The sequence below is a fragment of the Rhizorhabdus sp. GW822-FHT03C02 genome, assembly GCF_058801765.1.
On sequence record NZ_JBXANN010000005.1, the window covers coordinates 261,422 to 288,048 of the forward strand.

Sequence of the window (26,627 nt, forward strand, 5' to 3'; positions counted from 1 at the left end):
TCGCATGCTCGATATTCAGGCCGCCGCCAGCACCCCGCCCGTCATCCACCGCGAAGATTATCGCGCGCCCGACTGGCTCGTCCCCGACGTTGCGCTCGACTTCACCCTCGATGCCGCCGCGACCATAGTGAAGGCCCGGCTCGAGGTGCGCCGCAATGGCGGCGACCATGGCCGCCCGCTCCGCCTCAACGGCGACGGCCTGACCCCGGTCTCGGTGCGGATCGACGGCGAGCCCGCCGCCGATGCCTGGCGGATGGCCGGGCCCGACCTGCTGATCGACCTGCCCGGCACGGCGCATGTCGTCGAGACCGAGGTGGTGATCAGCCCCGAGGCCAACACCCAGCTGATGGGGCTCTATGCCTCGTCGGGGATGTTGTGCACCCAGTGCGAGCCCGAGGGGTTTCGCCGGATCACTTTCTTCCCCGACCGCCCCGACGTGCTCAGCCGCTACAGCGTGCGGCTCGAAGGCGACAAGGCGCGCTTCCCGGTGCTGCTGTGCAATGGCGACCTGGTCGAAAGCGGCGATCTGCCCGATGGCCGCCATTATGCGCGCTGGAACGACCCCTTCCTGAAGCCGACCTATTTGTTCGCGCTGGTCGGCGCCGACCTCGTCGCCAATATCGACAGCTTCACGACGATGAGCGGCCGCGAGGTCAAGCTGGCGATCTGGGTCGCCGAGGCCGACCTGCCCAAGACCGGCCATGCGATGGCCGCGCTCAAGGCGTCGATGGCTTGGGACGAAAAGGTCTATGGCCGCGAATATGATCTCGGCGAATTCAACATCGTCGCGGTCGCCGATTTCAACTTCGGCGCGATGGAGAACAAGAGCCTCAACATCTTCAACTCGCGCTACATCCTCGCCGATCCCGACACCGCGACCGACCAGGATTTCGACGCGGTCGCGGGCGTCGTCGCGCATGAATATTTCCACAACTGGTCGGGCAACCGGGTCACCTGCCGCGACTGGTTCCAGCTTTCGCTCAAGGAAGGCTTCACCGTCTTCCGCGACCAGAGCTTCTCGGCCGATCAGGGGTCGCCCGCGGTCAAGCGGATCGAGGATGTCCGCGGGCTGCGCGCCGCGCAATTCCCCGAGGATGCCGGGCCGCTTGCCCACCCGATCCGCCCCGAATCCTATATCGAGATCTCGAACTTCTACACCGCGACCGTCTATAACAAGGGCGCCGAGGTGATCCGGATGCTCCACACGATGCTCGGCGCGCGCAAGTTCCGCGCCGGCACCGATCTCTATTTCCAACGCCATGACGGCACCGCCGCGACCTGCGAGGATTTCGTGCTGGCAATGGAGGACGCGACCGGCGCCGATCTCGGCCAGTTCCGGCTCTGGTATGCGCAGTCGGGTACCCCGCGGGTCAAGGCGAGCCTGACCCATGAGCCGGCGACCGGCCGCGCCCATCTCGTGCTCGAACAGACGGTGCCGCCGACCCCGGGCCAGCCCGACAAGGCGCCGATGCCGATCCCGCTTCGGATCGCGCTGTTCGGCGAGAAGACCGGCCGGCCGTTCGAGTCCGAGCGGCTGGTGATGCTCGACAGCGCGCATATGGACGTCGCCTTCGAAGGGATCGGCGAACGGCCGGTGCTGTCGATCAACCGCGGCTTCTCGGCGCCGGTGGTGATCGAATCCGACCGTTCGGCGGCCGACCTCGCCTTCCTGTCGGCGCATGACGACGATCCCTTCGCCCGTTACGAGGCGATGCAGCAGCTGATGGTCGACACGATGGTGTCGGCGGTCTCGACCGGCAGCGCCGATCATGGCCCGGTGATCGAGGCGGTGCGCCAGACCCTCACCAATCCCGCGCTCGATTCGGCGTTCATCGGCGAGGCGGTGCTGCTGCCGTCCGAGGGCTTCATCGGCGACCAGATGCTGGTGGTCGATCCGGTGGCGATCAACGCCGCGCGCGAGGCGCTGCGCCGCGATCTCGGCACCGAGCTCGAGGACAGCTGGCGCGAGGCCTATGACCGCTCGCGCGCCAACCGCTTCGAACATGGCCCCCAGGCGAAGGGCGCGCGCCGGCTGCGTTCGATCGCGCTCGGCTTCATCGTCGCCAGCGGCGCCGAGGACGGCCCCGCGCTCGCCAAGGCGCAGTTCGATGCCGCCGACAACATGACCGACCGCCAGGGCGGGCTCGGCATATTGTCGAACAGCCATGCCGCCGAACGCGACCAGGCGTTCGAGGCTTTCTACGCGCGCTACAAGGATAATGGCCTCGTCCTCGACAAATGGTTCACCGCGCAGGCGCTGTCGATCCGCGGCGATACGCTCGACCTCGTCGAGGGGCTCACCCGCCACCCCGACTTCACCCTGAACAACCCGAACCGGCTGCGGTCGCTGGTCGGCGCCTTCTCGGCGAACCAGCTGATGTTCAACGATGCGTCGGGGCGCGGCTATCGCTTCCTCGCCGACATGGTGCTCGCGGTCGACAAGCTCAATCCGCAGACCGCCGCCAAGCTGGTGCCGCCGCTCGGCCGTTGGCGCCGCTTCGCCGAGGACCGCGCCTCGCTGATGCGCGCCGAACTCGAACGGATCGTCGCCACGCCCGGACTGTCGAAGGACGTGTTCGAACAGGTCTCGAAGAGCCTCGGCTAGATTTGCCCGATCTGGCTGGTGCGCGTTGCGCACCAGAAGGGTTCAATTGACACCTTGCCGGCCGGCTTCACGCTCCGCATCCCTCCGGGGATAGCGGGGGACGGGGCGATGATCGGCAAGAGCGGTGCGATGATTCTGGGGCTGATGCTGGCGGTCGCGGCGCCGGCGATCGCGGCTGAGCCGGTCGATCTGCTGCTCGTCCATGGCAAGATATTGACGGTCGATCCGGCCTTCACGATCGCGTCGGCGGTGGCGGTGAAGGACGGCAAGGTCGTCGCGGTCGGTGGCGACGACATCGCCCGGCGCTACAGCGCGGCGCGCACCGTCGATCTCGGCGGCCGGGTGCTGATGCCGGGCTTCAACGACACCCATGTCCATATCCAGCCGATGGCGCATCGCCAGATCGACATGACCGGGGTCGCCTCGATCGCCGATCTCCAGGCGCGGATCAAGGCGAAGGCGGCCGAGCTGGGGCCGGGTGAATGGATCACCGGCGCCACCTGGGACGAGGCGCTACTCGCCGAGAAGCGGGTGCCGCTGCGCCAGGATCTCGACAAGGCGGCGCCGGCCAACCCGGTGATGCTGGTCCGCGCGGGCGGCCATAGCGTGACCGGCAACAGCATGGCGCTGCGCCTGGCCGGCGTCGACCGGGCGATGCCCGATCCCGACAGCGGGGTGATCGAGCATGACGCGGCGGGGGAACCCAATGGCGTCATCCGCGAGCGGATCGATCTCTACAGCCGGCTGGTGCCGCCCGAGAGCTGGGAGGCGCTGCGGCCGACCTATATCGCGGCGATGAAGCGGCTGCTGGCGCTCGGCATCACCAGCTTCCATTCGGCGACGACGACGATCGACGACGAGCCGGTCGGCAAAGGCGGCATCGCCGCACCGGGTTCGGGGCTCACCTATCGGCGATTGCGCGCGATCTATGACGAGATCGGTGCCGATCTGCCGCGCGCGACGACCTATATCGCCTATCCGGGGCCCGAGCGGCTTGCCGCCTTTCCGATGCGCAGCGGCGACGGCGACACAAGGGTGCGGATCGGCGGCATCGGCGAATCCTCGGTCGACGGCGGCTTCACCGGCCCGGCGGCGTGGATGCTGGTGGATTACAAGGGCATGCCCGGGTTCCGCGGCAAGCCGCGGATGACCGATGCCGAACTTCAGGCGATGGTCGACGATTGCGCGCGCAACGGCTGGCAGATGGCGCTCCACGCGATCGGCGATGCCGCGATCGTCCATGCCGTCGATGCCTATAGCCATGCGCTGCGCACGATTCAGGGGCCCGGCCGCACCGGCAAGGACCGGCGCTGGTTCCTCGACCATTTCACGATCATGCCGCCCGAGGCGACGATGAAGACGATGGCCGAAGACGGCATCATGATCGCCCAGCAGCCCAATTTCCTCTACAATCTCGAAGGCCGTTACGAGGCATGGCTCGACGACGAGCGGCTGGCGCACAATAATTCGGTCGCCACCCCGCTCGCCCATGGCATCTTCATCGCCTTCTCCAGCGACAATCTGCCGATCGGGCCGATGGTCGGCCTATACGCGGCGGTGACCCGCAAGGGGCCGAGCGGCAGGGTCCATGGCGCCGAAGAGGCGATATCCCGCCCGCTGGCGATCCGCATGTACACCGCCAACACCGCTTTTCTATCGTGGGAGGAGAAGGTCAAAGGGACGCTCGAACCCGGCCGGCTTGCCGACATGATCGTCCTCGATCGCGATCCGCTGACGGTTCCCGCCGAACAGCTGCTCCAGACCAGGGTCGACATGACCTTCGTCGGCGGCAAGCTCGTCTATGAGCGCGGCCACTGAGGGCGCTGCACGCATCTGCGCTATGGACGGCGGCCGGCTTCGCGTCGAAGATGCCGCCATGGCCAACGGCAAGCTGTTTCCTCCTCTCGCCGCGTTGCGGGCCTTCGACGCGGTCGGGCGCCTCGGCGGCATCCGCAAGGCCGGCAAGGAACTCGGCACCGATCATGCGGTGGTCAGCCGCCATGTCCGCGCGCTCGAAGCCTGGGTCGGCCAGGCGCTGCTGATGCGCGAGGGCGCCGGCTATCGGCTGACCGATGCCGGCCGTGCCTATCATCGCGAGATCGAAAGCGCGCTGGCGACGATCGCCGCGGCGACCGGCGCACTCACCCAGGTCGAGGAGCGGATGCGGCTGCGGATCTGGTGCATTCCGGGCTTTGCCTTCCTGTGGCTGTCCGACCGGCTCGGGGCCTTCGTCGAGGCCAATCCCGACATCGATCTCGATTTCCGGCCGGCCGACGACATTCCCGATTTCCGCACCAAGGATATAGACGGCGCGATCCGCTATATCCGGCTGTGGGAAGAGGCCGACGTCCCGGCGCATGTCCACAGCCTCGAACTGGCGCGCCCGCTGGTCTTTCCGGTGGCCGCCCCCGCGGTGGCGCGGGCGATCGGGCCGCTCGCGACGGCCGCCGACCTGCTCGGCCACAGTCTGCTGCACGAGGACAGCGACGCCGAATGGCGCCACTGGTTCTTCGGTCAGGCGGTGACGCCGCCCGAAACCCTGCCGGGCACGCGGCTGTGGCATGCGCACCTGACCCTCAACGCCGCCCGCCAGGGGCAGGGGATCGCGCTCGCCAACCCACTGCTGCTCCGCGACGATCTCGAAGCGGGCCGGCTGGTCAGGCTCGACGCCGCCGACCGGCCCTTCGCGCCGATCCAGCTCGGCAGCTATCGGCTGATGGCGCGCGGCGATCGCTGGAACGCGGCCGGGCTCGCCCGTTTCCGCCGCTGGCTGATCGAGCGGACCCCGGCGCAGGCGCTCGCCTGCGCGGGGTGAGAACGAGCCCGCCGCGCCCGGTCATTCTCAGCTATGGTTTCGGAAGGTGCGGGGGGAACGCCCGTAGCTTTGCTTGATCGAACGCGAAAAATGGGCGGCGCTCTGAAAGCCGCATGCGAAGGCGATCTGCTCGACTGTCAACCGACTCTGCCGCAGCATCGCCAAGCCTGCCTCGGCGCGGACCCGCCAGAGATAGGACATCGGCGTATCGCCGAGATGACGCTTGAACAGCGTGACCAGATATTTGGCATTGAGCTGGGCCACATCGGCAAGGCTCTCGAGATTCCATGGGGCGCCATAGCCCTCGTCGATTGCGAGCCTGACCCGCTGGACGGCGGGCGGCATGTCGGATTTCGCCGCCCGCGCCGACGAGGCACATCTTATATATTCGGAGAAGATCGCCGCCCCCAGCGCCTGGCGGACCATGTGCATGTCGTCGGGGCGGTCGGGCGCGGGCATGCCCGCCACCGCCTCGGCGATCGGTCGGAGCAGAGGCACCGCGCCGCGAAACATGGCGGCCAGACTGTCGACGATCGGGATGGCGGGCGGAAGCGCGCGCAGGAATATCCGGTCGGCATCGGCCAGCCGGTCCGCGGCAAAATAGCACCACATCGTCCGCGTGCGCCGGCCCACCTGCGGAATGACCTCGAGCTGGCGATCATAGCTCTGGCAGGTCAGCGCCGGCGCCTCGACGCGGCGCGACCGGCCGTCGACGACGAATTCGACCGACCCTTCGGATATCAGCGATATCTCGGCCCGGCTGCCGCGGTAGCACGCGGTATAGGGGCGCCCCTCGCTATATCCCTCGTGAAAGGAGAAGCGATGTTGCCGGGTGAGCAGATCCATATCGCATCCTGCCGAGCACGAGGAGGGATGTTGCGTGCATGGCGGACGTGGCGGCGATCTGTCCATCGGCAAAAGCGGAGCCGCAAAAATGTGCGGGGCGGGAAGGGCGCCTCGCGATTTCGTCAGGCGCCTGCTCCATCGGCGCGCCGGGCATAGCGGTCGAGCGCCCGGAGATAGGCCCGGCGTTTCGCCGCGCTGATCCACGCGATCTCGAAGCTGTTGCGGGCGAGCAGGACGAGCTTCGCGCGATCCATGCCCGTGGTCCGTTGCACCCGCGCCATCAGGTCGCCGACATACAGGCTGCGCTTCATCCCCGGATCGTCCGAATTGACCGAGACGAGCAGCCCCAGATCGAGCAGCTTCGCGATGGCGCCGGCGCGGCGCTCCATGCGGCCGGGAATGTCGGCGTAGAACAGCGTCGGGGCGGCGGTCAGGCCGATCTTGCGCCGGCGCACCTCTTCGACGAGCGCGGGATCGTCGAGCACGTTGAGGCCGTGATCGATCCGTTCGACGCCCAGATCGCGGATCACCCCCCAATGATGGGCGACCGAATATGGCTGGTCGACGTCGCAATGCGATGTGAGATGCAGGCCGAGCGCCCGCGCACGGGCATAGACCGGCGCGAACTTGGCGGGAAAATCCTTCACCTCCGGATTGTCGAGGCCGACCCCGATGATCAGCGAGCCCAGCCATGGCCGGCTGTCCTCGAGCAGCTGCGCGGCCTGATCCGCGGGCCGGTCGCGCAGGAAGGACAGGATGAAGGCCGCGTCCAGCCCCCATGTCCGCTTCGCTTCCGCGCGAGCCCGATCGAGCCCCGCATAGAGGCTCGCAAGGCGGACGCCCCGCGCCAGATGCAGCTGCGGATCGACATAGACCTCCGCATGCACCACGCCCTGCGAATGCGCCTTGCGAAAATAGGCCAGCGCGACGTCGTGAAAATCGCGCTCGGTCCGCATGACCCCGACCAGTTCCTCGTAGATCTGGATGAAGCTGCCCAGATCATGCGCGTCGCGCAGCCGGGTGCGGACATCCTCGGGCGAGGCGTAGCGACTGCCGATGCCGTTGCGCCGCGCCATGTCCAGATAGAGTTCGGGTTCCATCGTGCCTTCGAGATGGACATGGAGTTCCGCCTTGGGCAGTCCCATGATGAAGGCGCTGTCGTCGCTGGCGGCCGCCGCCGGCGATGGCGAGGCGGCTACAACGAGAACGGCGAGCGCGGCGCCGATCAGGCGGCGGACGGACATCAAAACTCCCCCAGATGGTCGCGCAGCGTGGTGCCGGCATAGGTGGATCGCACCAGCCCACGCGCCTGCAGCGCCGGCACGAGGGCGTCGGTCACGCGGCCGACATTGGCCGGCGTGAGCGGGCCGGCGATCAGGAAGCCGTCGCCGCCGACCTCGTCCATCACCGCGGCCATTTCATCGGCGACCTGGGCCGCGGTGCCGATCATCGGCGTGTCGGCGGTGCGGCGCGCCATCCGCAGGCCCATCTGCCGGATCGTCGCGCCGCCGCTGCGCAGCCAGTCGAGCGTGCCGCGGCTGCCTTCGGTATCGACCTCGTCGGGCAATGGCTGGTCCGGATCATATTGTGCAAGATCGATGCCGGTGATCGCGCTGATCTGGGCGATCCACCCTTCCAGCCGGTTGGCGGGCATGTCGGCGATGGTCGCCCGCACCGCGTCGACCTCGGCCTCGTCGCGGCAGATCTGCGGGAAGGCGAGCGCCATCACCTTCACATCGTCGGGATCCCGCCCCGCCTCCGTCGCCAGCCGCCGGATGTCGTCGCGAAACGCCTTGATCGCAGGCGGGTAGTTGACCGGGGTCAGGACGATATCGGCATGTTTCGCGGCGAATTCCCGACCCCGGGGCGAAGCGCCTGCCTGTGCCAGCACCGGCCGTCCCTGCGGCGAGGCGGGGACGTTGAGCGGACCGCGGACCGCGTAATTCGGCCCGTTGAAATTGATCTCATGGACCTTGGCATGGTCGGCGAATGTGCCGCTGGCGATATCGGCGACGACCGCACCGGGCTCCCACGATGACCATAGCTGCTTGCACAGGTCGAGATACTCGTCGGCGATGGCGTAGCGCTCGTCATGTTCGGGCAGGCCGGGCATGCCGAAATTGCGCGCCGCGCGATCGCTGGAAGAGGTCACGATGTTCCATCCGACGCGGCCGCCGGTCATCAGGTCGAGCGTCTGGGTCTGTCGCGCCAGCAGGAAGGGCGGGTAGAAGCTGGTGGTGAGGGTCGGCACGATGCCGATCCGCGACGTCGCCGCCGCCATCAGCGTGGCGACGATCGACGGATCATATTTGGGGGCATGGACGGCTTCGCGCAGATAGACCTCGCGGCTTTCCCCATAGATATCGGGAATGGCGCTCAGATCTTCGAGCAGGATGAAGTCGAACCCTGCCGCCTCCAGCCGCTGCGCCATGTCCTGATGCAGCCGCGGATTCGCCCAACCATAGGCTTGGTCATATTCGGGCGTGCCCCAGCCCTGCACCGCTTCGTAGACGAACCACCCCAGATGAAACATTGCGACCCCCCATCGCCTGCGCACGCGATGACGTGCGCAGGACAAGGCCGGCCTAAGCGAGGATTTCCGCGGAAAGAATGTCTGACGGTCAGGTTGCTTGCTTCTGCTTCCGGTCGGCGGAGCGAAAAGTTCGTTTTGACCGCGATCACCCGCCGCGACGAGGCCGGTGGTGCCGATCGCGCACCACCGGCGCAATGTTGGCACCTCCCGCCCCCGCTCCGGCCCGCCACACTGCCCGCCTCGTGCACAGGGAACCAACGGTATGACGATCGCCAACACCATGGCCAGCTACTGGATGCCGTTTACCGCGAACCGCCAGTACAAAGCGGCGCCGCGGACCCTGGTGGGCGCTGACGGGCTCTATTATAAATCCGACGACGGGCGTGAGATCCTCGACGGGGTCGCCGGCCTGTGGTGCTGCAATGCCGGCCATAACGACCCGCGCATCGTCGAGGCGATCCGCGCCCAGGCCGGGGTGCTCGACTTCGCGCCGAGCTTCCAGATCGGCCACCCGGCCGCGTTCGAGCTCAGCCAGCGGCTGATCGATCTGGCGCCGCCGGGCTTCGGTCAGGTCTTCTACACCAATTCGGGATCCGAATCGGTCGACACCGCGCTCAAGATGGCGCTCGCTTATCATCGCGCCCGCGGCGAAGGCGCCCGCACCCGCTTCATCGGCCGCGAGCGCGGCTATCATGGCGTCGGCTTCGGCGGCATCTCGGTCGGCGGGATCGTCGGCAACCGCAAGATGTTCGGCACCATGCTCGGCGGGGTCGACCATATCCGCCACACCCATGATCCCGAGCGCAACGCCTTCTCGCGCGGGCAGCCCCTCCACGGCGCCGAACTGGCGGACGATCTCGAACGGCTGGTCGCGCTGCACGACGCCTCGACGATCGCGGCGGTGATCGTCGAGCCGGTCGCGGGCGCCGCCGGGGTGCTGGTGCCGCCGCAGGGCTATCTCGAACGGATCCGGGCGATCTGCGACAAGCATGGCCTGCTGCTGATCTTCGACGAGGTGATCACCGGTTTCGGCCGGCTCGGCACCAATTTCGCCGCGCAATATTTCGATCTGGTGCCCGACATCATCACCACCGCCAAGGGCATTACCAGCGGTACCGTGCCGATGGGGGCGGTGCTGACCCGGTCGGAAATCTACGAAACCATCGTCGAGGCGGCGGCGGCCGGCATGGTCGAGTTCGCGCATGGCTATACCTATTCGGGCCATCCGCTCGCCTGCGCGGCGGCGCTGGCGACGCTCGACGTCTATGCCGAGGACCGGCTGTTCGATCGGGTGGCGGCGCTGGCGCCGGTGTGGGAGGCGGCGCTGCACGGGCTCGCCGATCATCCTCACGTCGTCGATATCCGCAATCTCGGCCTGCTCGGCGCGATCGAGCTGGCCCCGCGCCCCGGCCAGCCCACCGTCCGCGCCTTCGATCTCTACAAGCGCTGCTACGAACAGGGCGTGCTGATCCGCGCGACCGGCGACATGATCGTGCTGTCGCCGCCCTTCCCGATCACCGAGGCGCAGATCGGCCAGATCGCCGAGACCATCGGCCGCAACCTGAAGGCGATCGATTGAGCGGCCTCGCCAGCCCGGCGGCGGTTCCCCCGGCGGGGGAGGCGCCCGGCCTCGCCAGTGCGCTCGCCACCCGCCATGTGACGATGATCGCGATCGGCGGCATCATCGGCGCCGGGCTGTTCGTCGGCAGCAGCGCCGCGATCGCCTCGGTCGGTCCCGCGGTGATCCTCAGCTATGCGATCGCCGGCATCCTGGTGATGCTGGTGATGCGGATGCTCAGCGAGATGGCGGTGGCGGTCCCCGGCGTCCGCTCCTTCCCCGAATTCGCGCGGCACGCGCTCGGCGACTGGGCGGGCTTCCTGTGCGGCTGGCTCTATTGGTATTTCTGGGTGGTGGTGGTCGCGATCGAGGCGATTGCCGGGGCGACGATCATCCAGGCCTGGCTGCCGATGTTCGCGGTCTGGCAGATCGGGGTCGCGCTGATGGCGGTGCTGACCCTCGTCAATCTCAGCTCGGCGCGGGCTTATGGCGAGTTCGAATTCTGGTTCTCGTCGGTCAAGGTCGCGGCGATCCTCGTCTTCATCCTGGTCGCCGGCTTCTATGTCTGCGGCATCACCGCGCCGGGCCCGGGTCTCGTCAACCTCACCGCGCATGGCGGCTTCATGCCGTTCGGCTGGGGATCGGTGCTCGCGGGGGTGACGAGCACCGTCTTTGCGCTGGTCGGCGCCGAGATCGCGACGATCGCCGCCGCCGAATCGGCCGAGCCGGCGCGGATCGTCGCCCGCTTGACCAGCAGCGTCGCGCTCAGGATCCTCGCCTTCTACATATTGTCGATGCTGCTGATCGTCGCGATCGTGCCGTGGAACCTCGTCGTTCCCGGGAAGTCGCCCTTCGCCCAGGCGCTCGGCGCGATCGGCATCGGCGGGGCTGCGACCGCGATGACGATCATCGTCCTCGTCGCGGTGCTCTCCTGCCTCAACTCGGGGCTCTATGTGACCTCGCGCGTGCTGTTCGTGCTCGCCGCCCGCGGCGATGCGCCGAAGGCGCTGGTCCAGGTCAATAGCCGGAAGGTGCCCGCACGGGCGATCCTGTTCGGCAGCCTGTTCAGCTATGCCGCGCTGTTCGCCTCGGTGGTGTCGCCCGAGCTGGTGTTCAGCTTTCTCGTCAACGCGTCGGGTGCGCTGATGCTGATCGTCTATCTGCTGATCGGCGCGTCGCAGATCCGGTTGCGCCGCCGGCTCGAGGCGGAGGATCCGGCGAGCCTCACCCTGCGCATGTGGCTGTTCCCCTGGCTCAGTTTCGCCACCGTTGCCGGGATCGGGGTGATCCTCCTGGCGATGGCGGTGACCCCGGGGCTTGCGAGCGAACTCTATTCTAGCCTCGCTGTCACCACGCTCTGCCTGGCGATATTCGTCGGGCGCCAGGTCGCCCGGCGCTGCGCCCGCTGATCGTTCAGCCGGCGACCCAGCCGGCGACGTCGGTCGCGACCTGGTTGGCGGCGCGGTTCAGCGCGGCGGCGACCGCATCGGGCTTTTCCGACCCGGCGGGCGCCGTCGCCTCGAAGCGGCGGGTGCGGATCTCGTCGCTGCCCGCCTTGGCGAGCGTCGCGTCATAGATCACCTGCACCTTGCCTTCGCCGCCGATCAGCTGGAACGCGACCAGCGTTCCGCCGAGACGGGTGTCGGGGGTGATGTTCGCGTTGCGCTGGTCGGGGACGAAGCGTCCGGTCTTCGCCTCGATCGTCTCGGCCAGCACGTTGCGCAGTAGCGCGGCCGGCACGTCGGACCAGAGCGCCTTGGGCAGATAGGCATAAGCGGTGCCGCCGGTGAGCACCGCGATCCGCTGGTTGCGCAGCGCCGACACCGATACCGGTACCGCGACGCTGATCGCCTGCTTGTCGGTGGCGACATGGGTATCGCCGCCGGTCAGTTTGGCGTCGGACGACAGGCTCATCAGCTGGGCGGGCGGCTTCTCGCCGAAGCTGATGCAGCCCGAAAGCGGAGCAACCAGCGCGAGCGCGGCGATGATGGGCAGATGGCGGTTCATGATCACCCTCAGTTGCGCGGTTTATAGTCGGGAAGCTTCGATCCGCCGAGCACGGCGCCGGCGCCGCCGCGGTCGAGCTTGCTCGAGATCACGCCCAGCGATTCGGTCATCTCGCCGAGGTTGCGGACGAGCTGGTTGATCTCGGGCACGGTGCGGCTCGAGAAGGATTTGAGCGCCGGCCGGGCATCGGTGATCGCGCCGTCGAGCGTCGCCATCGTCCGCTGCGCCGACTGGGTGGCCTTGTTGAGGTTCGCCATCGCCGGTTTCACATCCTCGGACATCACCCCGTTGGTGGTGGCGGCGAGCCGGCCGATCTCCTCCGACGCCGCGCCGACCTGGACCAGCGTCGCCTTGGTCTGGGCGAGCGCCTGGGCGATCTCGGGCCCGCGATCGGCGAGGCTGCCCGACAGCCGGTCGACATTGGCGAGGATGCCGGTGATCGACGTCTGGTTCTTGTCGTTGAGCAGCAGCGTCAGCCGTTCGGTAAGCTCGGACAGATGCTGGAGCAGTTCGGGGGCCGAACTCAGCAGCTCGCCGAGCGCGCCGGGCTTGGTCGGGATCACGGGGACACCATAAGGCCCGTCGTCGGTGATCGGCGGGGCGCCCTTGATCGCGCCATCGAGGTTGATCTGGCTGACCCCGGTGAAGCCGACCCCGGCGATCGTCGCGGTGGTGCCCTGCAGGATCGGGGTCTCGTTCTGGACGCTGATCCGCACCCGGACGAATTCGGGGCTGTTGGGCTGGAGCTGGATGCGCTCGACCTTGCCGACCGGAACGCCGGCGAAGGTCACCGCCGATCCCTTGGCGAGGCCGTCGACCGAGGTCTTGAAGAAGATGTCGTAGGATTTCTCGGTGGTCGAGGTGAAGCCCGCGAGCCAGACCAGGAACACCAGCAAGGCAAGCAGCAGTCCGAGCACGACGCCGCCGACGAGGATATGGTTGGACCGGGTTTCCATCAGCTCTTCACGCCCTGTTGCTCATGGGCCTGCGCCCGGTCCGCCGCTTCGGCCGCGACGCGTCCGCGCGGCCCGTTGAAATATTCCTGAATCCACGGATGGTCCAACGCCAATAGTTCCGGGATCGTTCCGACCGCGATCACCTTGCGGTCGGCAAGCACCGCGACGCGATCGCAGATCGCGTGGAGCGTATCGAGATCATGGGTGATCAGGAAGACGGTGAGGCCCAGCGTCCCGCGCAGCGACGCGATCAGCTCGTCGAACGCGGCCGCCGCGATCGGATCGAGGCCGGCGGTCGGTTCGTCGAGGAACAGCAATTGCGGGTCAAGCGCGAGCGCACGGGCAAGCCCGGCACGCTTGCGCATGCCGCCGGACAGCTCGGACGGATATTTGGGGCCCGCCTCGGTCGGCAGCCCGGTCATCGCCACCTTGTAGGCGGCGATCTCGTCGAGCAGCTGGACGCCGAGTTGCGGATAATATTCGCGCAACGGCACTTCGACGTTCTCGGCGACGGTCAGCGTCGAGAACAATGCGCCATTCTGGAACAGCACCCCCCAGCGCTTGCGGACCTGCAGCGCCTCATGCTCGTCGCGGTCGATCATCGATTCGCCGAACACTTCGACCGATCCGGCATCGGGGACCTGCAGGCCGATGATCGACCGCATCAGCACCGACTTGCCGGTGCCCGATCCGCCGACCACCCCCAATATCTCGCCGCGGTGGAGATCGAGGTCGAGATCCTCGTGGATCACCTGCTCGCCGAAGCTGTTCTTCAGCCCGCGGACCTTGATCAGCAGCTCTTCGTTCATATCCACCCGATCGAACTGAAGAAGACCGCGAACACCGCGTCGAGCACGATCACCAGGAAGATCGCCTGGACCACCGAGGCGGTGGTGCGCAGGCCGACTTCCTCGGCATTGCCCTTGACCTGCATACCCTGGAAACAGCCCGAGATCGCGATGATCAGCCCGAACACCGGCGCCTTGATCAGCCCGACCCAGACGTCGGTGATCGGCACCACCTCGCGGATGCGCTGGACGAAGGTGATCGGCGGGATGTCGAGGTCGATCCAGCAGAAGATGCCGCCGCCGACGATCGCGACCATCGCCGCATAGAAGCCCAGCAAAGGCATCAGCGTCACCGTCGAGATCACCCGCGGCAGCACCAGCGCCTCCATTGGCGACACGCCGATGATCCGCATCGCGTCGACCTCTTCGGCGAGCTTCATCGATCCGAGCTGGGCGGCGAACGCCGATCCCGATCGCCCGGCGACCATGATCGCGGTCATCAGCACGCCGAGTTCGCGGATGGTGATGCGGCCGATCAGGTTGATCGCGAACACCTCGGCGCCGAACTGGCGGAGCTGGACCGCGCCCTGCTGGGCGATGACGATGCCGATCAGGAAGCTCATCAGTCCGATGATCGCCAGCGCCTGGACGCCGACCACCTCGAACTGGCGCGCCATCGCATTGTAGCGGAAGCGGGTCGGGTGGCGGACAAGCCCGGCCAGCCCGATCACGGTCGCGCCGAAGAAGCCGACCAGGCCGAGCAGCGAGCGGCCGGCGGCGATCGTCGCGACGCCGATCTCGTCGAGCACGCGCAGGAAGCTCGGGGTCGCGTCGGGGCGAATCTTGATCGGCTGGTCGGCGGCGGCGACCTGCTCGAGCAGGTTGGCGGTGCCTTCGTTGGCGCCCTCGACGGTCGCGCCCTGGTCGCGGACGATCCGGTGGACCAGCCAGGCGCCAACCGTGTCGATTCGCTCGATCCCGCTGAGGTCGATCGACTGCGCTCCGTCGACCGCGTCGAGCCGTGACGGCAGGTCGCCGATCTTCGCCAGCGTGAGATCGCCGGTGAAGCGGAGCTTGCCATCATCGAACTGAAAATCGGCGGGTGCGTTCATATCTGGCAGAACTGTAGCAGGAATATGCGATCGGCAAGCATCCGAAATGAAAATCCCCATTCGGCCTTATGTTCCATGGCGGCTTATGTTCCGTATGCGCGAATCTTGGGCTAACCCGCGTCGCGGCTGCCTCCCGGCCCGATCCGAAGGACAATGATGACCGAGCTTGCGATTTACGACATGGACCGCACGATCACCCGGACGGGAACCTTCACCCCGTTCATGATCCATGCCGCGCACCAGCTCGCCCCCTGGCGGCTGGCGCTGGTGCCGTTATGCCTGCTGATGATGCTGCTCTACGCGGCCCGGCTGTTCGATCGCAAGCGGCTCAAGGAGATCAACCAGTCACTGATGCTCGGCCGGAACTATCGCATGTCGCGGCTGCGCCCGATCGCCGAAAGCTTCGCCGATCGCACCCTGCGCTACAATGTCCACAAGGGCGCGCTCGAGAATATCGAAAAGGATCGCGCCGCCGGCCGCCGGCTGGTGCTCGCCACCGCCTCGTCGCGGCTCTGGGTCGAACCGATCGCCGCCCGGCTGCGATTCGACGACGTGATCGCCACCAACAGCATCAAGGGCCTCGACGATGTCGTCAGCGCGCGGGTCGACGGCGAGAATTGCTACGGCCCCGCCAAGCTCAGGATGATCGAGGCATGGATGGCGGCCGAAGGCCTCGACCGTGCCCAGTGCCAGATCCGTTTCTATTCGGACCATGCCTCCGATGCGCCGGTGCTCGCCTGGGCGGACAAGCCGTTCGCGGTCAACGCGCATCTGCAGCTCAAGCGGCTCGCGCTGGCGCGCGGCTGGCCGATCCTCGACTGGGGGTTCTGAGGGGGAAGGTGGGAGGTCTTCCCCCACCTGTCATGCCGAACTTGTTTCAGCATCCACCGTGTCGCGGGGGAATGCGCGGAAGCGGAGGAATGGATCCCGAAACAGGTTCAGGATGACGGCTGGAGAGCGTTGAAAATGGCAGGCCGTGCAGCCTGCAGAAGGCCTCAGCCCTGCTGGTCGCTGCTCGCGATCGAGGCCGACTTGTCGCCGTAGATGAAGCCGTTGACCGGATAGGCCTTGTTGCCGACCTTGCCGATCGGTGCGAACCACACCTTGACCGAGCTCCAGTCGCCATTGGCCGAGGCGTCGACGACGGTGACGTCGCGTTCGACCTGGCCGCGATGGCCGCCGATGATCGACCAGTTGGCGTGAGTGATCTTGATGACGCGGTCGCTGATCACCTGGGTGACGGTGGCGACATGGCCCGAACGCATCGAACCGATCGCCTTGAACACCAGCACCGATCCGACCGCCGGGGTCGATCCGCGGATATATTTGCCGACCGCCTGATTCCACCACGAGGCGGCGGCGCCGAACAGCTGGATGCCGGAGAACATGCGGGCGAAGGGCGCGCACTGGAGACCGGCGGCATTGGCCGAAGCCGGCGCAACAGCCATGCTGGCAAGCAGCATGGAACCAACAATCGCGCGCATCGTTCTGGTCATCTGGTAGTCCCCACCCGATCCCTTGATCCTGTGATAGGCATCACATGCGGGAGGAGGGAAGACCGATTAGTTAATGAGATGCTGCGTTGCGGTGAACTGTTTTCATCGCACGATGGATGCCGATTTATCCACAGGCGAGGCCGGCAAATGCCGTCGGTCCGCTGCAGGCGAAGCGTGCCGCAGCCGCCATCGGCCGTCTCCATGATCGGCGAATCGCCTCGCGAAGCGGGCGCGTTGACGCTTTCCTTTTACCGTGCCGCTTCCTACCTTCGCGGCATGATGGCAGCTACCACCCTCACCGACCGCGCGGTCATCCGATTGTCCGGCATCGAAGTCCGCGGCTTCGTGCAGGGGCTCGTCACCAACGACGTGCTCGGCGACCTGCCGGTCTGGGCCGGGTTGCTGACGCCGCAGGGCAAGGCGTTGTTCGACTTCATCGTCTGGGCGGATCCCGCCGGTCATGGCGGCAGTGCCGACGGCGACCTGCTGATCGACTGCGAGGCGAGCCAGGCCGAGGCGCTGGTCCGTCGGCTGTCGCTCTACCGGCTGCGCCGGCCGATCACGATCGCGATCGACCCCGGTCTGGCGGTGCACTGGGCGCCGCAGGGGGAGCAGGGCGTCCCCGATCCGCGGCTGCCCGCGCTCGGCTATCGCTGGCTTGCTCCTGCCGGCGCGCCCGCCACCGGCTGGCGCGAGCATCGGCTTGCGCTCGGCGTCGCCGAGGGGGTCGAGGAACTCGGCAGTGACAAGAATCTCTGGCTCGAATGCAATGCCGATCTGCTCGGCGGGGTGAGCTTCACCAAGGGCTGCTATGTAGGCCAGGAGAATACCGCGCGGATGAACTGGCGCGCCAAGGTCAACCGCCGGCTGGTGGTGACCCGAGAAGGCGGGGTCGAGCGGCGCGGGGTCGACCGGATCGGCGACGCGCTGATCCCCGACTGGATGGCGCCGGCGCTGTCGGCGTCCGAAGAGGCCTGATCGGCCCGCTTTTCCGCGTCATCACCGATGCCTAAAAGAAAAGGCCCGCCACGCATCGCTGCGGGCGGGCCCTTTCATGTCAGGCGTGATCCTCAGGCGGCGAGCTTGCGCAGCACGTATTGGAGGATGCCGCCGTTGAGGAAATATTCGAGCTCGTTGACGGTATCGATCCGGCACTTGGTCTCGAAGGTCTCGGTCGATCCGTCGGCGCGGGTCAGCTTGACCTCGACCGTCTGGCGCGGGCGCAGCCCGGCGACATTCTCGATCGTGAACAGCTCGGTGCCGTCGAGCTTGAGGGTCGAACGGTCGATCCCCTCGGCGAACTGCAGCGGCAGCACGCCCATACCGACCAGGTTCGAACGATGGATGCGTTCGAAGCTCTCGGTGATCACCGCGCGCACGCCGAGCAGGTTGGTGCCCTTCGCCGCCCAGTCGCGCGACGATCCGGTGCCATATTCCTTGCCGGCGACCACGACGAGCGGGGTGCCCTCCTCGCGATATTTCACCGCGGCGTCGTAGATCGCCATCACCTCGCCCGAGGGGATGTGCTTGGTCATGCCGCCTTCGATGCCGGGGATCATCTGGTTCTTGATGCGGATATTGGCGAAGGTGCCGCGCATCATCACCTCATGGTTGCCGCGGCGCGCGCCATAGCTGTTGAAGTCGGCCTTCGACACCTGATGCTCGTTGAGGTAGCGGCCCGCCGGGCTGTCGACCTTGATCGATCCGGCCGGCGAGATGTGGTCGGTGGTGATCGAGTCGGCGAAGATCGCCAGCGGCCGCGCCTCGATGATGTCGGCAACCGGCGCCGGGGTCATCGACATGCCCTCGAAATACGGCGGGTTGGCGACATAGGTCGACCCGGCGCGCCAGGTGTAGGTGTCCGAACCCTCGACCTCGATCGCCTGCCAGTTCTTGTCGCCCTGGAAGACATTGGCGTAGCGGCTCGCGAACATCTCGCTGTCGATCGCGGCGGCCACCGTGTTGGCGACCTCGGCGGTGGTCGGCCAGATGTCCTTCAGATAGACCGGCTTGCCGTCGGTCGAGGTGCCGATCGGCTCCTCGGTGATGTCCTTGGCGGTGGTGCCGAAGATCGAATAGGCGACCACCAGCGGCGGCGACGCCAGATAGTTGGCGCGCACGTCGGGCGAGACGCGGCCTTCGAAATTGCGGTTGCCCGACAGCACCGCCGAGGCGACGAGGTCGTTGCCGTTGATCGCCTTGCTGATCGGGTCGGCGAGCGGGCCCGAATTGCCGATGCAGGTGGTGCAGCCATAGCCGACCAGGTTGAAGCCGATCGCGTCGAGATCCTTGTTCAGGCCCGCGCGCGCGAGATAGTCGGTGACCACCTGGCTGCCCGGGGCGAGCGAGGTCTTGACCCACGGCTTGGCCTTCAGCCCGAAGGCATTGGCCTTGCGCGCGACCAGCCCGGCGGAGACCATCACCGACGGGTTCGACGTGTTGGTGCAGCTGGTGATCGCGGCGATGACGACGTCGCCATGGCCGAGGTCGAAATCCTCGCCCTCGACGGGGACGCGCTTGTCGCCTTCGTCGCCCTTCTTGTAGCCCGACGCCAGCTCGTTGTTGAAGCCTTCGTCGACCGACTTGAGCAGGACGCGGTCCTGCGGGCGCTTCGGCCCGGCGAGCGACGGCTGGACCGTCGACATGTCGAGGTGGAGCGTGTCGGTGAACACCGGATCGGGCGCGGTCGCGTCGCGCCAGAAGCCCTGCTCCTTGGCATAGGCCTCGACCAGCTCGATCGTCTCGGCCGAGCGGCCGGTCAGCCGCATATAGACCAGGGTGGCGTCGTCGACCGGGAAGAAGCCGCAGGTCGCGCCATATTCGGGCGCCATGTTGGCGATCGTCGCGCGGTCGGCCAGCGACAGCGCGTCGAGGCCGGGGCCGTAAAACTCGACGAAGCGGCCGACCACGCCCTTGGCGCGCAGCATCTGGGTGACGGTCAGCACCAGATCGGTCGCGGTGATGCCCTCGGTGAGGGTGCCCGACAGCTTGAAGCCGACCACTTCGGGGATCAGCATCGACACCGGCTGGCCGAGCATCGCCGCCTCGGCCTCGATGCCGCCGACGCCCCAGCCGAGCACGCCCAGGCCGTTGACCATCGTCGTGTGGCTGTCGGTGCCGACGCAGGTGTCGGGATAGGCGACCAGCGTGCCCGAACCGTCGGCCGAGCTCCACACCGACTGGGCGAGATTCTCGAGATTGACCTGGTGGCAGATGCCGGTGCCCGGGGGGACGACCTTGAAATTGTTGAGCGCCTTCGATCCCCAGCGCAGGAATTCGTAGCGCTCGCCGTTGCGCGCATATTCGAGCGCGACATTCTCGTCGAACGCCTTGGGGTTGCCGAAGCTGTCGACCATCACGCTATGGTCGATGACCAGGTGGACGGGGACCAGCGGGTTGATCTTGTGGGCGTCGCCGCCGAGCGCGGTCATCGCGTCGCGCATCGCCGCGAGATCGACCACGCAAGGCACGCCGGTGAAATCCTGCATCAGCACGCGTGCGGGGCGATATTGGATCTCGCGGTCGGACTTGCGCTCCTTCTGCCAGTCGATGATCGCCTGGACGTCCTCGACGGTGACGGTGACGCCGTCCTCGAAGCGCAGCAGATTCTCGAGCAGCACCTTCATCGAGAAGGGCAGGCGCGACACGTCGCCGAGCTGCTCGGCCACCTTGGCAAGCGAGTAATAGGCATAATGCTTGCCATCGACGTTGAGCGTGGAACGGGTTTTGAGAGTGTCTTGTCCGACGGCCGTCATGATGCGCCCCCTGAATGCTGCAATTGCGAGAGTCAGGGGTGGCTATAGCCAGCGCGGAGGGGGTGCGAAAGCCTTAGAGCAGCAAGCCTTATATCTGATCCGCCGTGACGGAGCCGATTTTGGTCCGTCGCGAGGATGGAGGAGGGAGCAATGTGGGGCCATTGTGACCGACGACAGACGCTGCGATGGACCAAAATCGGCCCGCCCCTTCGGGGTTGCCCTGAAAAGCCCCGTGGCAGCGTCGCAGCGCTTGCACGGGACAGACCAGCCCGCGCTGCGCGCTGCTTCTCGCCACGGGCCTTTTCAGGGCAATCACGGCGGGTCAGATATAAGGCTTGCTGCTCTAACCTGCCTCGATCGGTCTCCCCAGATCGGCGAAGGCGGCGGCAACCGCCTGCGCGCTCGACAGCAGCCCCAGGCAGCCGTTTACCCCGCACATCCCGCACAACAAGGCGTGGGAATGGTGCGGATTGGCGTTCGCCGCGACCACCGAATGCAGCAGGATCGCTTCGGCGGCGGTCATCCGCATGCAGCAGGCCGGGGCGATCACGATCTGCCGCGCGGACACCCGCGCCAGCTCGGCCATCAGCGCCCGCATCAGGATCAGCGGCCGGCGGAACGACAGGCCGAACGCCCCGATCAGCTCGTTCGCCGCCTGCGCGTCGTTGAGTCCGCCAATGCCCATGCGCCGGACGCTGTGCAGGAACAGGCGGGTGCCGTCGTCGCCCGGGGCGTCGTGCGGCAGGATGCGATTCAGGGGTTCGGCTTCGTCGGCCATAAGCGATCCTCTCGACTGGTGAGTCGAAAGAAGCATTCCCGCTATTGCAAGTCAATCGCAATTAGATCGACGTGCGGTGAATTCCGGAGATGACGCGACGGAACCCGCCTGCGGCCTAATGGGGCAACGTCCCGTTCGCCGCCAGAAACGCCCCCGCCAGATAGAGCGACCCCGCCACCAGCACCGTCGGCGGCACCGGACCGTCCGCACGCGCGGCGATCGCCGCCAGCGCTGCCGCCGGATCGGCCGCGATCGATCCCTTCAGCCCGACCCCGGCGGCGAGTCGGACGATCTCCTCGGGGGCATGGCAGGCATGCCCCGGCACCGGCACCGCATGGATGCGCGCCGGCAGCCCGGCGAGCGCCTCGACGATCCCCTCGGCATCCTTGTTGGCGAGCAGGCCGAGGACGATGTGGAGCGGCCGCCCGGCGGGCTGGCGGTTGCGGAAGAAATCGGCGAGCGCCCGCGCACTCGCGGGATTATGCGCACCGTCGAGCCACAGCTCGGACCCGGCCGGCAGCGTTGCGAACAGGCTGCCCTCGTGGACCCGCTGCAGCCGCGCCGGCCAGTCGGCCCACCCCATCGCCGCCCGGATCGCCGAATCGGGGATGGCGATCCGCTGCTGGTGGCGCAGCATCGCGATCGCCAGCCCGGCGTTGATCGCCTGATGCGCGCCCGGCAGCCGCGGCAGCGGCAGCGCGAGCTTGCCGCGCGCGTCGCGATAATGGAGCTTGTCGCGATAGGCGGCGGCATCCCAGGCGTCGCCCTTGACCAGCCAGGGGGCGCCGGCCTCATGCACAACCTGGCCGACCCGATGGGCGATCCCCGCCGGATAATGGAGGGTGACGATAGGCACCCCGGCCTTGGCGATCCCGGCCTTCTCGCCGCCGATCCCCTCGACGCTGTCGCCGAGGAAGCTTTGATGGTCGAGCGCGATCTGCGCGACCCCGCAGATCGCCGGATCGGCGATGATGTTGGTCGCGTCGAGCCGCCCGCCCAGCCCGACCTCGACGATGCAGGCATCGGCCGGGGTGCGCGCGAAGGCGAGGAAGGCGACCGCGGTCGTCACTTCGAAGAAGCTCGCGCCGATATCGCCGCCGGCATCGAGCACCTCGGCGAGCAGGTCGGCGAGCAGATCGTCCTCGATCAGCTGTCCGGCGATCCGGATCCGTTCGTTGAACCGCACCAGATGCGGGCTGGTGAAGACGTGCGCGCTCATCCCCGCCGCCTCGACCGCGGCGCGCAGATAGGCGCAGGTCGATCCCTTGCCGTTGGTCCCGGCGACATGGAAGATCGGCGGCAGCCGGCGATGCGGATTGCCGACCCGGTCGAGCAGCGCCCCGATCCGCTCGAGCCCGAGGATATCGGCCCCCGGCGACAGCAGCGACAGCCGGCCGAGCTGCGCGCTCACGCCGGGATGCGAGGAGGTGGCGAAATCGGGCATCGGTGCACTCGCAACGGGATGAGCCCCCTTCGTCATGCTGAACTTGTTTCAGCATCCACTCATCAACCCGGGAACGGCCCCTTGTCGCACGGTGGATCCTGAAACAAGTTCAGGATGACGGTGGAGAGTTTCGTGCTTCGTTTTCCCCGTAGCCGACTATGGCTACGCGGCCTTCTTCCCCGGGCACAGATAGTCGATCAGCCGCGCCAGCTCGGCGCGCAGCTCCGCCCGGTGGACCACCATGTCGAGCATTCCGTGCGCCAGCAGATACTCGGCGCGCTGGAACCCTTCGGGCAGCTTCTCGCGGATCGTCGTCTCGATCACCCGCTGGCCGGCGAAGCCGATCAGCGCATTGGGCTCGGCGATCTGGACGTCGCCGAGCATCGCATAGGAGGCGGTGACGCCGCCGGTGGTCGGGTCGGTCATCACCACGATATAGGGCAGGCCCGCATCGTGCAGCTTGGCGATCGCCACCGTCGTCTTCGGCATCTGCATCAGGCTGAGAATGCCCTCCTGCATCCGCGCGCCGCCGGCGGCGGTGAAGATGATGTACGGGCATTTGTCGGCGATCGCCGCCTCGACCCCGGCGACGAACGCCGCGCCGACCGCGAGGCCCATCGATCCGCCCATGAACGCGAAGTCCTGGACGCCGACGACCGCCTTGAAGCCTTCGATCGTTCCGCTCGCGTTGATCAGCGCGTCCTGCTCGCCGGTGTTGGCGCGCGCGGTCTTGATGCGGTCGCTATATTTCTTGCTGTCGCGGAATTTCAGCGGGTCCTCGCGGACGTCGGGCACCGCCATCGGCGTGAACACGCCGCCGTCGAACAGCTGGTTGAAACGCTCGTCGGGCCCGATCCGGCCATGATGGCCGCAGCGCGGGCACACCGACAGATTTTCCTCATATTCCTTGAGGAACACCATCTGCGCGCAGGACGGGCATTTGTGCCACAGATTGTCCGGGGTCTCGCGCTTGGCGATGAACGGGATCTTCTTGCGGACATTGTCGAGCCAGCTCATGCGGCCTTCTCCTGCGCGGCGCCGTGCACCGCATTGCTCAGGGTGGACAGAAATTCGCGCACCGGCCCCGCGGCCGCCGCGCCATGTTCGCCGATCAGGTCGACGATCGCCGATCCGACCACCACGCCGTCGGCGACCCGCGCCACCGCCGCCGCCTGCTCGGCGGTGCGGATGCCGAAACCGACCGCGACTGGCAGGTCGGTCGCCGCCTTCAGCCGCGCGACCGCGGCCTCGATGCTCGCCTGCGCCGCCTGCTGCTGGCCGGTGATCCCGGCGACCGAGACATAATAGAGGAAACCCGACGCGCCATCGAGCACCGCCGGCAGCCGCGCCGCGTCGGTGGTCGGGGTCGCCAGCCGCACCAGGTCGATGCCCGCAGCGCGCAGCGCCGGCCCCAGCTCGCGGTCCTGCTCGGGCGGCAGATCGACACAGATCACCCCGTCGACTCCGGCCTGGGCGGCCGCCTCGGCGAACCATTCGGCGCCGCGGCGGACCATCGGATTGGCATAGCCCATCAGCACCAGCGGGGTCTCGGGATGGCGGGCGCGGAAATCGGTCGCGATCGCGAGCAGGTCGGCGGTGCGGGTGCCCGCGCCCAGCGCGCGCAGATTGGCCTTCTGGATCGACGCGCCGTCGGCCATCGGGTCGGTGAACGGCATGCCGAGTTCGATCACGTCGGCGCCACCCTCGACCACCGCATCGAGGATCGCCGCCGTATCGGCCGGGGTCGGGTCGCCGCCGGTCACGAACGCGACCAGCGCGGCGCGGCCCTCGGCACGGGTGCGGGCGAAGGTGGTGGCGAGCCGGCTCACATCTTCACTCCCAGCATCTTGGCGATCGTTGGGATATCCTTGTCGCCGCGCCCCGACAGATTGACGATGATCAACTTGTCCTTGGCCATCGTCGGCGCGATCCGCTCGGCCGCGGCCAGCGCATGCGCCGATTCGAGCGCAGGGATGATCCCCTCGAGCTTGGACAGCAATTGAAAGCTCGCCACCGCCTCGGCATCGGTCACCGGCTCATATTTGACCCGGCCGATCTCGTGCAGCCAGCTATGCTCGGGGCCGATCCCCGGATAGTCGAGCCCGGCCGAGATCGAATGCGCTTCGGTGATCTGGCCGTCCTCGTCCTGGAGCAGATAGGTGCGGTTGCCGTGGAGCACCCCGGGCAGCCCGCCCGCCAGCGACGCGGCATGGCGGTCGGTGTCGATGCCGTCGCCCGCCGCCTCGGTGCCGATCATCGCCACGCCTTCGTCGTCGAGGAAGGGGTGGAACAGCCCGATCGCGTTCGATCCGCCGCCGACCGGGGCGATCAGCAGGTCGGGCAGCCGTCCTTCGGCCTCGAGGATCTGCTCGCGGGCCTCCTTGCCGATGATCGACTGGAAATCGCGGACCAGCTCGGGATAGGGGTGCGGGCCCGCCGCGGTGCCGATGATGTAGAAAGTGTCGTGGACGTTCGCGACCCAGTCGCGCAGCGCATCGTTCATCGCATCCTTGAGCGTCTGCGACCCCGACGTCACCGGCCGCACCTCGGCCCCGAGCAGCTTCATACGGAACACGTTCGGCTGCTGGCGCTCGACGTCGACCGCGCCCATGAAGATCGTGCAGGGCAGGCCGAACCGCGCCGCCACCGTCGCGGTCGCGACCCCGTGCTGGCCGGCGCCGGTCTCGGCGATGATCCTTGTCTTGCCCATGCGGCGGGCGAGCAGGATCTGGCCGATGCAATTGTTGATCTTGTGCGCGCCGGTGTGGTTCAGCTCCTCGCGCTTCAGATAGATCTTGGCGCCGCCCAGATGCTCGGTCAGCCGCTCGGCGTAATAAAGCGGGCTCGGCCGGCCGACATAATTCTTCATCAGGTCGTCGAACTCGGCGGCGAACGCCGGGTCGGCCTGTGCCGCGCGATATTCGCGCTCGAGGTCGAGGATCAGCGGCATCAGCGTCTCGGACACATAGCGTCCGCCGAACTGGCCGAACTGCCCGCGGTCGTCAGGACCCGAGCGCAGGGAATTTGCGATGCTCATAGCTGTGCGACCCGTTGGAGGAAGGCGGCGATCTTGTCCACATCCTTGACGCCCGGCGCGCTCTCGATCCCCGACGAGGCGTCGACCAGCTTCGCCCCGGTGATCCCGACCGCGCGCTCGACATTGCCCAGGTCGATCCCGCCCGACAGTGCCCACGGCCCGGCATGCGCGAAGCCGTCGAGCAGCTCCCAGTCGAACCGCAGCCCCATGCCCCCGGGCAGCGCCGCACCCTTCGGGGTCTTGGCGTCGAACAGCACCAGGTCGGCAACCCCGCGATAGCCGTGCGCGGCGGCCAGGTCGGCGCGATTACGCACCGGAATCGCCTTCCAGATCTCGACCTTGTGCCGGCCGCGGATCGCCGCCAGCCGCGCGGGCGGCTCGTCGCCATGGAGCTGGATCGCGTCGAGCCCGGCCCGCTCGATCGCATCGGCGAGCAGCGCGTCGTCGGGATCGACGAACACCCCGACCTTCTTCACCCGCGGCGGCACCGGCCGCCCCAGCGACCCCGCCTTCGCCGCATCGACGTTGCGCGGACTTTTCGGAAAGAACACGAACCCGACATGGCTCGCACCATGGCGCACGGCGGCATCCACCGTTTCCGGCGTCGATAGCCCGCAGATCTTGGCATATATGCGCTGCATCGGCGGCGCATGTCGGCTTCGCGAGCCGCGTCGTCAAGCGGCTGCAACGGAGACGCAGGGGCGCAAACCCCTCCACCGTCGCCCCGGCCTTGTGCCGGGGTCCATGGCTGGTGCGTCGAGAAACACCGCCGCGCAGAGCCGATTCGGCCGATGTCTTCTGTCGGCGGACGCATCCGGCTCTTGGTGATGGCCCATGCGGAACCAGCCCTGCACCTCGGCACAAGGCCGAGGCGACGCTGGTGTAGGGCTGTCCCAT

At 67.5% G+C, this 26,627-nt stretch carries 22 protein-coding genes; 7 read left to right on the forward strand and 15 right to left on the reverse strand.

Annotated elements, in window-relative coordinates:
- The first annotated feature begins 4 nt into the window (after window positions 1-4).
- The 3 genes from pepN to AC1RM6_RS15540 all read left to right on the forward strand — a co-directional run bounded on the left by pepN (window position 5) and on the right by AC1RM6_RS15540 (window position 5,420).
- Window positions 5-2,605 carry an aminopeptidase N gene (gene pepN / locus AC1RM6_RS15530; RefSeq protein ID WP_493102729.1) on the forward strand — a complete coding sequence of 867 codons (2,601 nt, stop codon included), beginning with the start codon at window positions 5-7 and terminating at the stop codon, window positions 2,603-2,605.
- 108 nt (window positions 2,606-2,713) lie between these two features.
- Complete coding sequence (locus AC1RM6_RS15535; RefSeq protein ID WP_493102731.1) at window positions 2,714-4,423, forward strand: amidohydrolase; 1,710 nt, start codon at window positions 2,714-2,716, stop codon at window positions 4,421-4,423.
- 58 nt (window positions 4,424-4,481) lie between these two features.
- The gene (locus AC1RM6_RS15540; protein ID WP_493102733.1) at window positions 4,482-5,420 is read left to right on the forward strand and encodes a LysR substrate-binding domain-containing protein; all 939 of its coding nucleotides are present in this window, start codon (window positions 4,482-4,484) and stop codon (window positions 5,418-5,420) included.
- A gap of 27 nt (window positions 5,421-5,447) precedes the next feature.
- Here AC1RM6_RS15540 and AC1RM6_RS15545 read toward each other — a convergent pair whose 3' ends face one another.
- The 3 genes from AC1RM6_RS15545 to AC1RM6_RS15555 all read right to left on the reverse strand — a co-directional run bounded on the left by AC1RM6_RS15545 (window position 5,448) and on the right by AC1RM6_RS15555 (window position 8,799).
- Window positions 5,448-6,266, reverse strand: coding sequence for a helix-turn-helix transcriptional regulator (locus AC1RM6_RS15545; protein ID WP_493102735.1), 819 nt, complete (start codon window positions 6,264-6,266; stop codon window positions 5,448-5,450).
- Window positions 6,267-6,388: 122 nt separating this feature from the next.
- Window positions 6,389-7,510 carry an adenosine deaminase gene (add, locus tag AC1RM6_RS15550; protein WP_493102737.1) on the reverse strand — a complete coding sequence of 374 codons (1,122 nt, stop codon included), beginning with the start codon at window positions 7,508-7,510 and terminating at the stop codon, window positions 6,389-6,391.
- A complete protein-coding gene (locus AC1RM6_RS15555) occupies window positions 7,510-8,799 on the reverse strand; it encodes an NtaA/DmoA family FMN-dependent monooxygenase (RefSeq protein ID WP_493102739.1) in 1,290 nt (429 codons plus the stop codon). Before AC1RM6_RS15555 ends, add begins: the two co-directional genes overlap by 1 nt.
- A gap of 262 nt (window positions 8,800-9,061) precedes the next feature.
- Here AC1RM6_RS15555 and aptA point away from each other — a divergent pair, with 262 nt between their 5' ends.
- Window positions 9,062-10,378 (forward strand): omega-aminotransferase AptA, encoded by a 1,317-nt coding sequence (gene aptA, locus AC1RM6_RS15560; protein WP_493102741.1) that lies wholly within the window; start codon window positions 9,062-9,064, stop codon window positions 10,376-10,378.
- On the forward strand, window positions 10,375-11,766 hold the full coding sequence (locus tag AC1RM6_RS15565; RefSeq protein ID WP_493102743.1) for an amino acid permease: 1,392 nt from the start codon (window positions 10,375-10,377) through the stop codon (window positions 11,764-11,766). The genes aptA and AC1RM6_RS15565 overlap by 4 nt, the downstream gene beginning before the upstream one ends.
- 4 nt (window positions 11,767-11,770) lie before the next feature.
- On the opposite strand, the gene AC1RM6_RS15570 is transcribed toward AC1RM6_RS15565, so the two are convergent.
- Genes AC1RM6_RS15570 through AC1RM6_RS15585 form a run of 4 tightly spaced genes read right to left on the reverse strand, consistent with a single transcriptional unit; the run spans window position 11,771 to window position 15,220 of the window.
- Window positions 11,771-12,364 (reverse strand): ABC-type transport auxiliary lipoprotein family protein, encoded by a 594-nt coding sequence (locus AC1RM6_RS15570; RefSeq protein ID WP_493102744.1) that lies wholly within the window; start codon window positions 12,362-12,364, stop codon window positions 11,771-11,773.
- A gap of 8 nt (window positions 12,365-12,372) precedes the next feature.
- Window positions 12,373-13,320 carry an MlaD family protein gene (locus tag AC1RM6_RS15575; protein WP_493102745.1) on the reverse strand — a complete coding sequence of 316 codons (948 nt, stop codon included), beginning with the start codon at window positions 13,318-13,320 and terminating at the stop codon, window positions 12,373-12,375.
- Window positions 13,320-14,129: an ABC transporter ATP-binding protein gene (locus AC1RM6_RS15580; protein ID WP_493102747.1), complete on the reverse strand. Its 810-nt coding sequence runs from the start codon at window positions 14,127-14,129 to the stop codon at window positions 13,320-13,322. The genes AC1RM6_RS15575 and AC1RM6_RS15580 overlap by 1 nt, the downstream gene beginning before the upstream one ends.
- Window positions 14,126-15,220, reverse strand: a complete 1,095-nt coding sequence (locus AC1RM6_RS15585) for an ABC transporter permease (protein WP_493102748.1) — start codon at window positions 15,218-15,220, stop codon at window positions 14,126-14,128. The genes AC1RM6_RS15580 and AC1RM6_RS15585 overlap by 4 nt, the downstream gene beginning before the upstream one ends.
- A gap of 153 nt (window positions 15,221-15,373) precedes the next feature.
- Between AC1RM6_RS15585 and AC1RM6_RS15590 the strand changes: the two genes are divergently transcribed.
- Window positions 15,374-16,051 (forward strand): HAD family hydrolase, encoded by a 678-nt coding sequence (locus AC1RM6_RS15590; RefSeq protein WP_493102749.1) that lies wholly within the window; start codon window positions 15,374-15,376, stop codon window positions 16,049-16,051.
- Between the two features lie 164 nt (window positions 16,052-16,215).
- Here the strand turns inward: AC1RM6_RS15590 and AC1RM6_RS15595 are convergent, their stop codons facing one another.
- Window positions 16,216-16,668, reverse strand: coding sequence for a CHAP domain-containing protein (locus AC1RM6_RS15595; RefSeq protein ID WP_493102751.1), 453 nt, complete (start codon window positions 16,666-16,668; stop codon window positions 16,216-16,218).
- Between the two features lie 327 nt (window positions 16,669-16,995).
- Here AC1RM6_RS15595 and ygfZ point away from each other — a divergent pair, with 327 nt between their 5' ends.
- Window positions 16,996-17,694 carry a CAF17-like 4Fe-4S cluster assembly/insertion protein YgfZ gene (ygfZ, locus tag AC1RM6_RS15600; RefSeq protein ID WP_493102753.1) on the forward strand — a complete coding sequence of 233 codons (699 nt, stop codon included), beginning with the start codon at window positions 16,996-16,998 and terminating at the stop codon, window positions 17,692-17,694.
- 92 nt (window positions 17,695-17,786) lie between these two features.
- Here the strand turns inward: ygfZ and acnA are convergent, their stop codons facing one another.
- The 7 genes from acnA to AC1RM6_RS15635 all read right to left on the reverse strand — a co-directional run bounded on the left by acnA (window position 17,787) and on the right by AC1RM6_RS15635 (window position 26,371).
- The gene (gene acnA, locus AC1RM6_RS15605; RefSeq protein ID WP_493102755.1) at window positions 17,787-20,471 is read right to left on the reverse strand and encodes an aconitate hydratase AcnA; all 2,685 of its coding nucleotides are present in this window, start codon (window positions 20,469-20,471) and stop codon (window positions 17,787-17,789) included.
- 343 nt (window positions 20,472-20,814) lie between these two features.
- Complete coding sequence (locus AC1RM6_RS15610; RefSeq protein ID WP_493102757.1) at window positions 20,815-21,249, reverse strand: DUF6628 family protein; 435 nt, start codon at window positions 21,247-21,249, stop codon at window positions 20,815-20,817.
- Window positions 21,250-21,364: 115 nt separating this feature from the next.
- Window positions 21,365-22,693 (reverse strand): bifunctional folylpolyglutamate synthase/dihydrofolate synthase, encoded by a 1,329-nt coding sequence (locus AC1RM6_RS15615; protein ID WP_493102758.1) that lies wholly within the window; start codon window positions 22,691-22,693, stop codon window positions 21,365-21,367.
- Window positions 22,694-22,855: 162 nt separating this feature from the next.
- Complete coding sequence (accD, locus tag AC1RM6_RS15620) at window positions 22,856-23,710, reverse strand: acetyl-CoA carboxylase, carboxyltransferase subunit beta (RefSeq protein WP_493102760.1); 855 nt, start codon at window positions 23,708-23,710, stop codon at window positions 22,856-22,858.
- Entirely contained in the window at window positions 23,707-24,522 is an 816-nt protein-coding gene (trpA, locus tag AC1RM6_RS15625) for a tryptophan synthase subunit alpha (protein ID WP_493102762.1), read from the reverse strand. The genes accD and trpA overlap by 4 nt, the downstream gene beginning before the upstream one ends.
- The gene (gene trpB, locus AC1RM6_RS15630; protein ID WP_493102764.1) at window positions 24,519-25,730 is read right to left on the reverse strand and encodes a tryptophan synthase subunit beta; all 1,212 of its coding nucleotides are present in this window, start codon (window positions 25,728-25,730) and stop codon (window positions 24,519-24,521) included. Before trpB ends, trpA begins: the two co-directional genes overlap by 4 nt.
- Entirely contained in the window at window positions 25,727-26,371 is a 645-nt protein-coding gene (locus AC1RM6_RS15635; protein WP_493102766.1) for a phosphoribosylanthranilate isomerase, read from the reverse strand. The genes trpB and AC1RM6_RS15635 overlap by 4 nt, the downstream gene beginning before the upstream one ends.
- Window positions 26,372-26,627 lie beyond the last annotated feature (256 nt).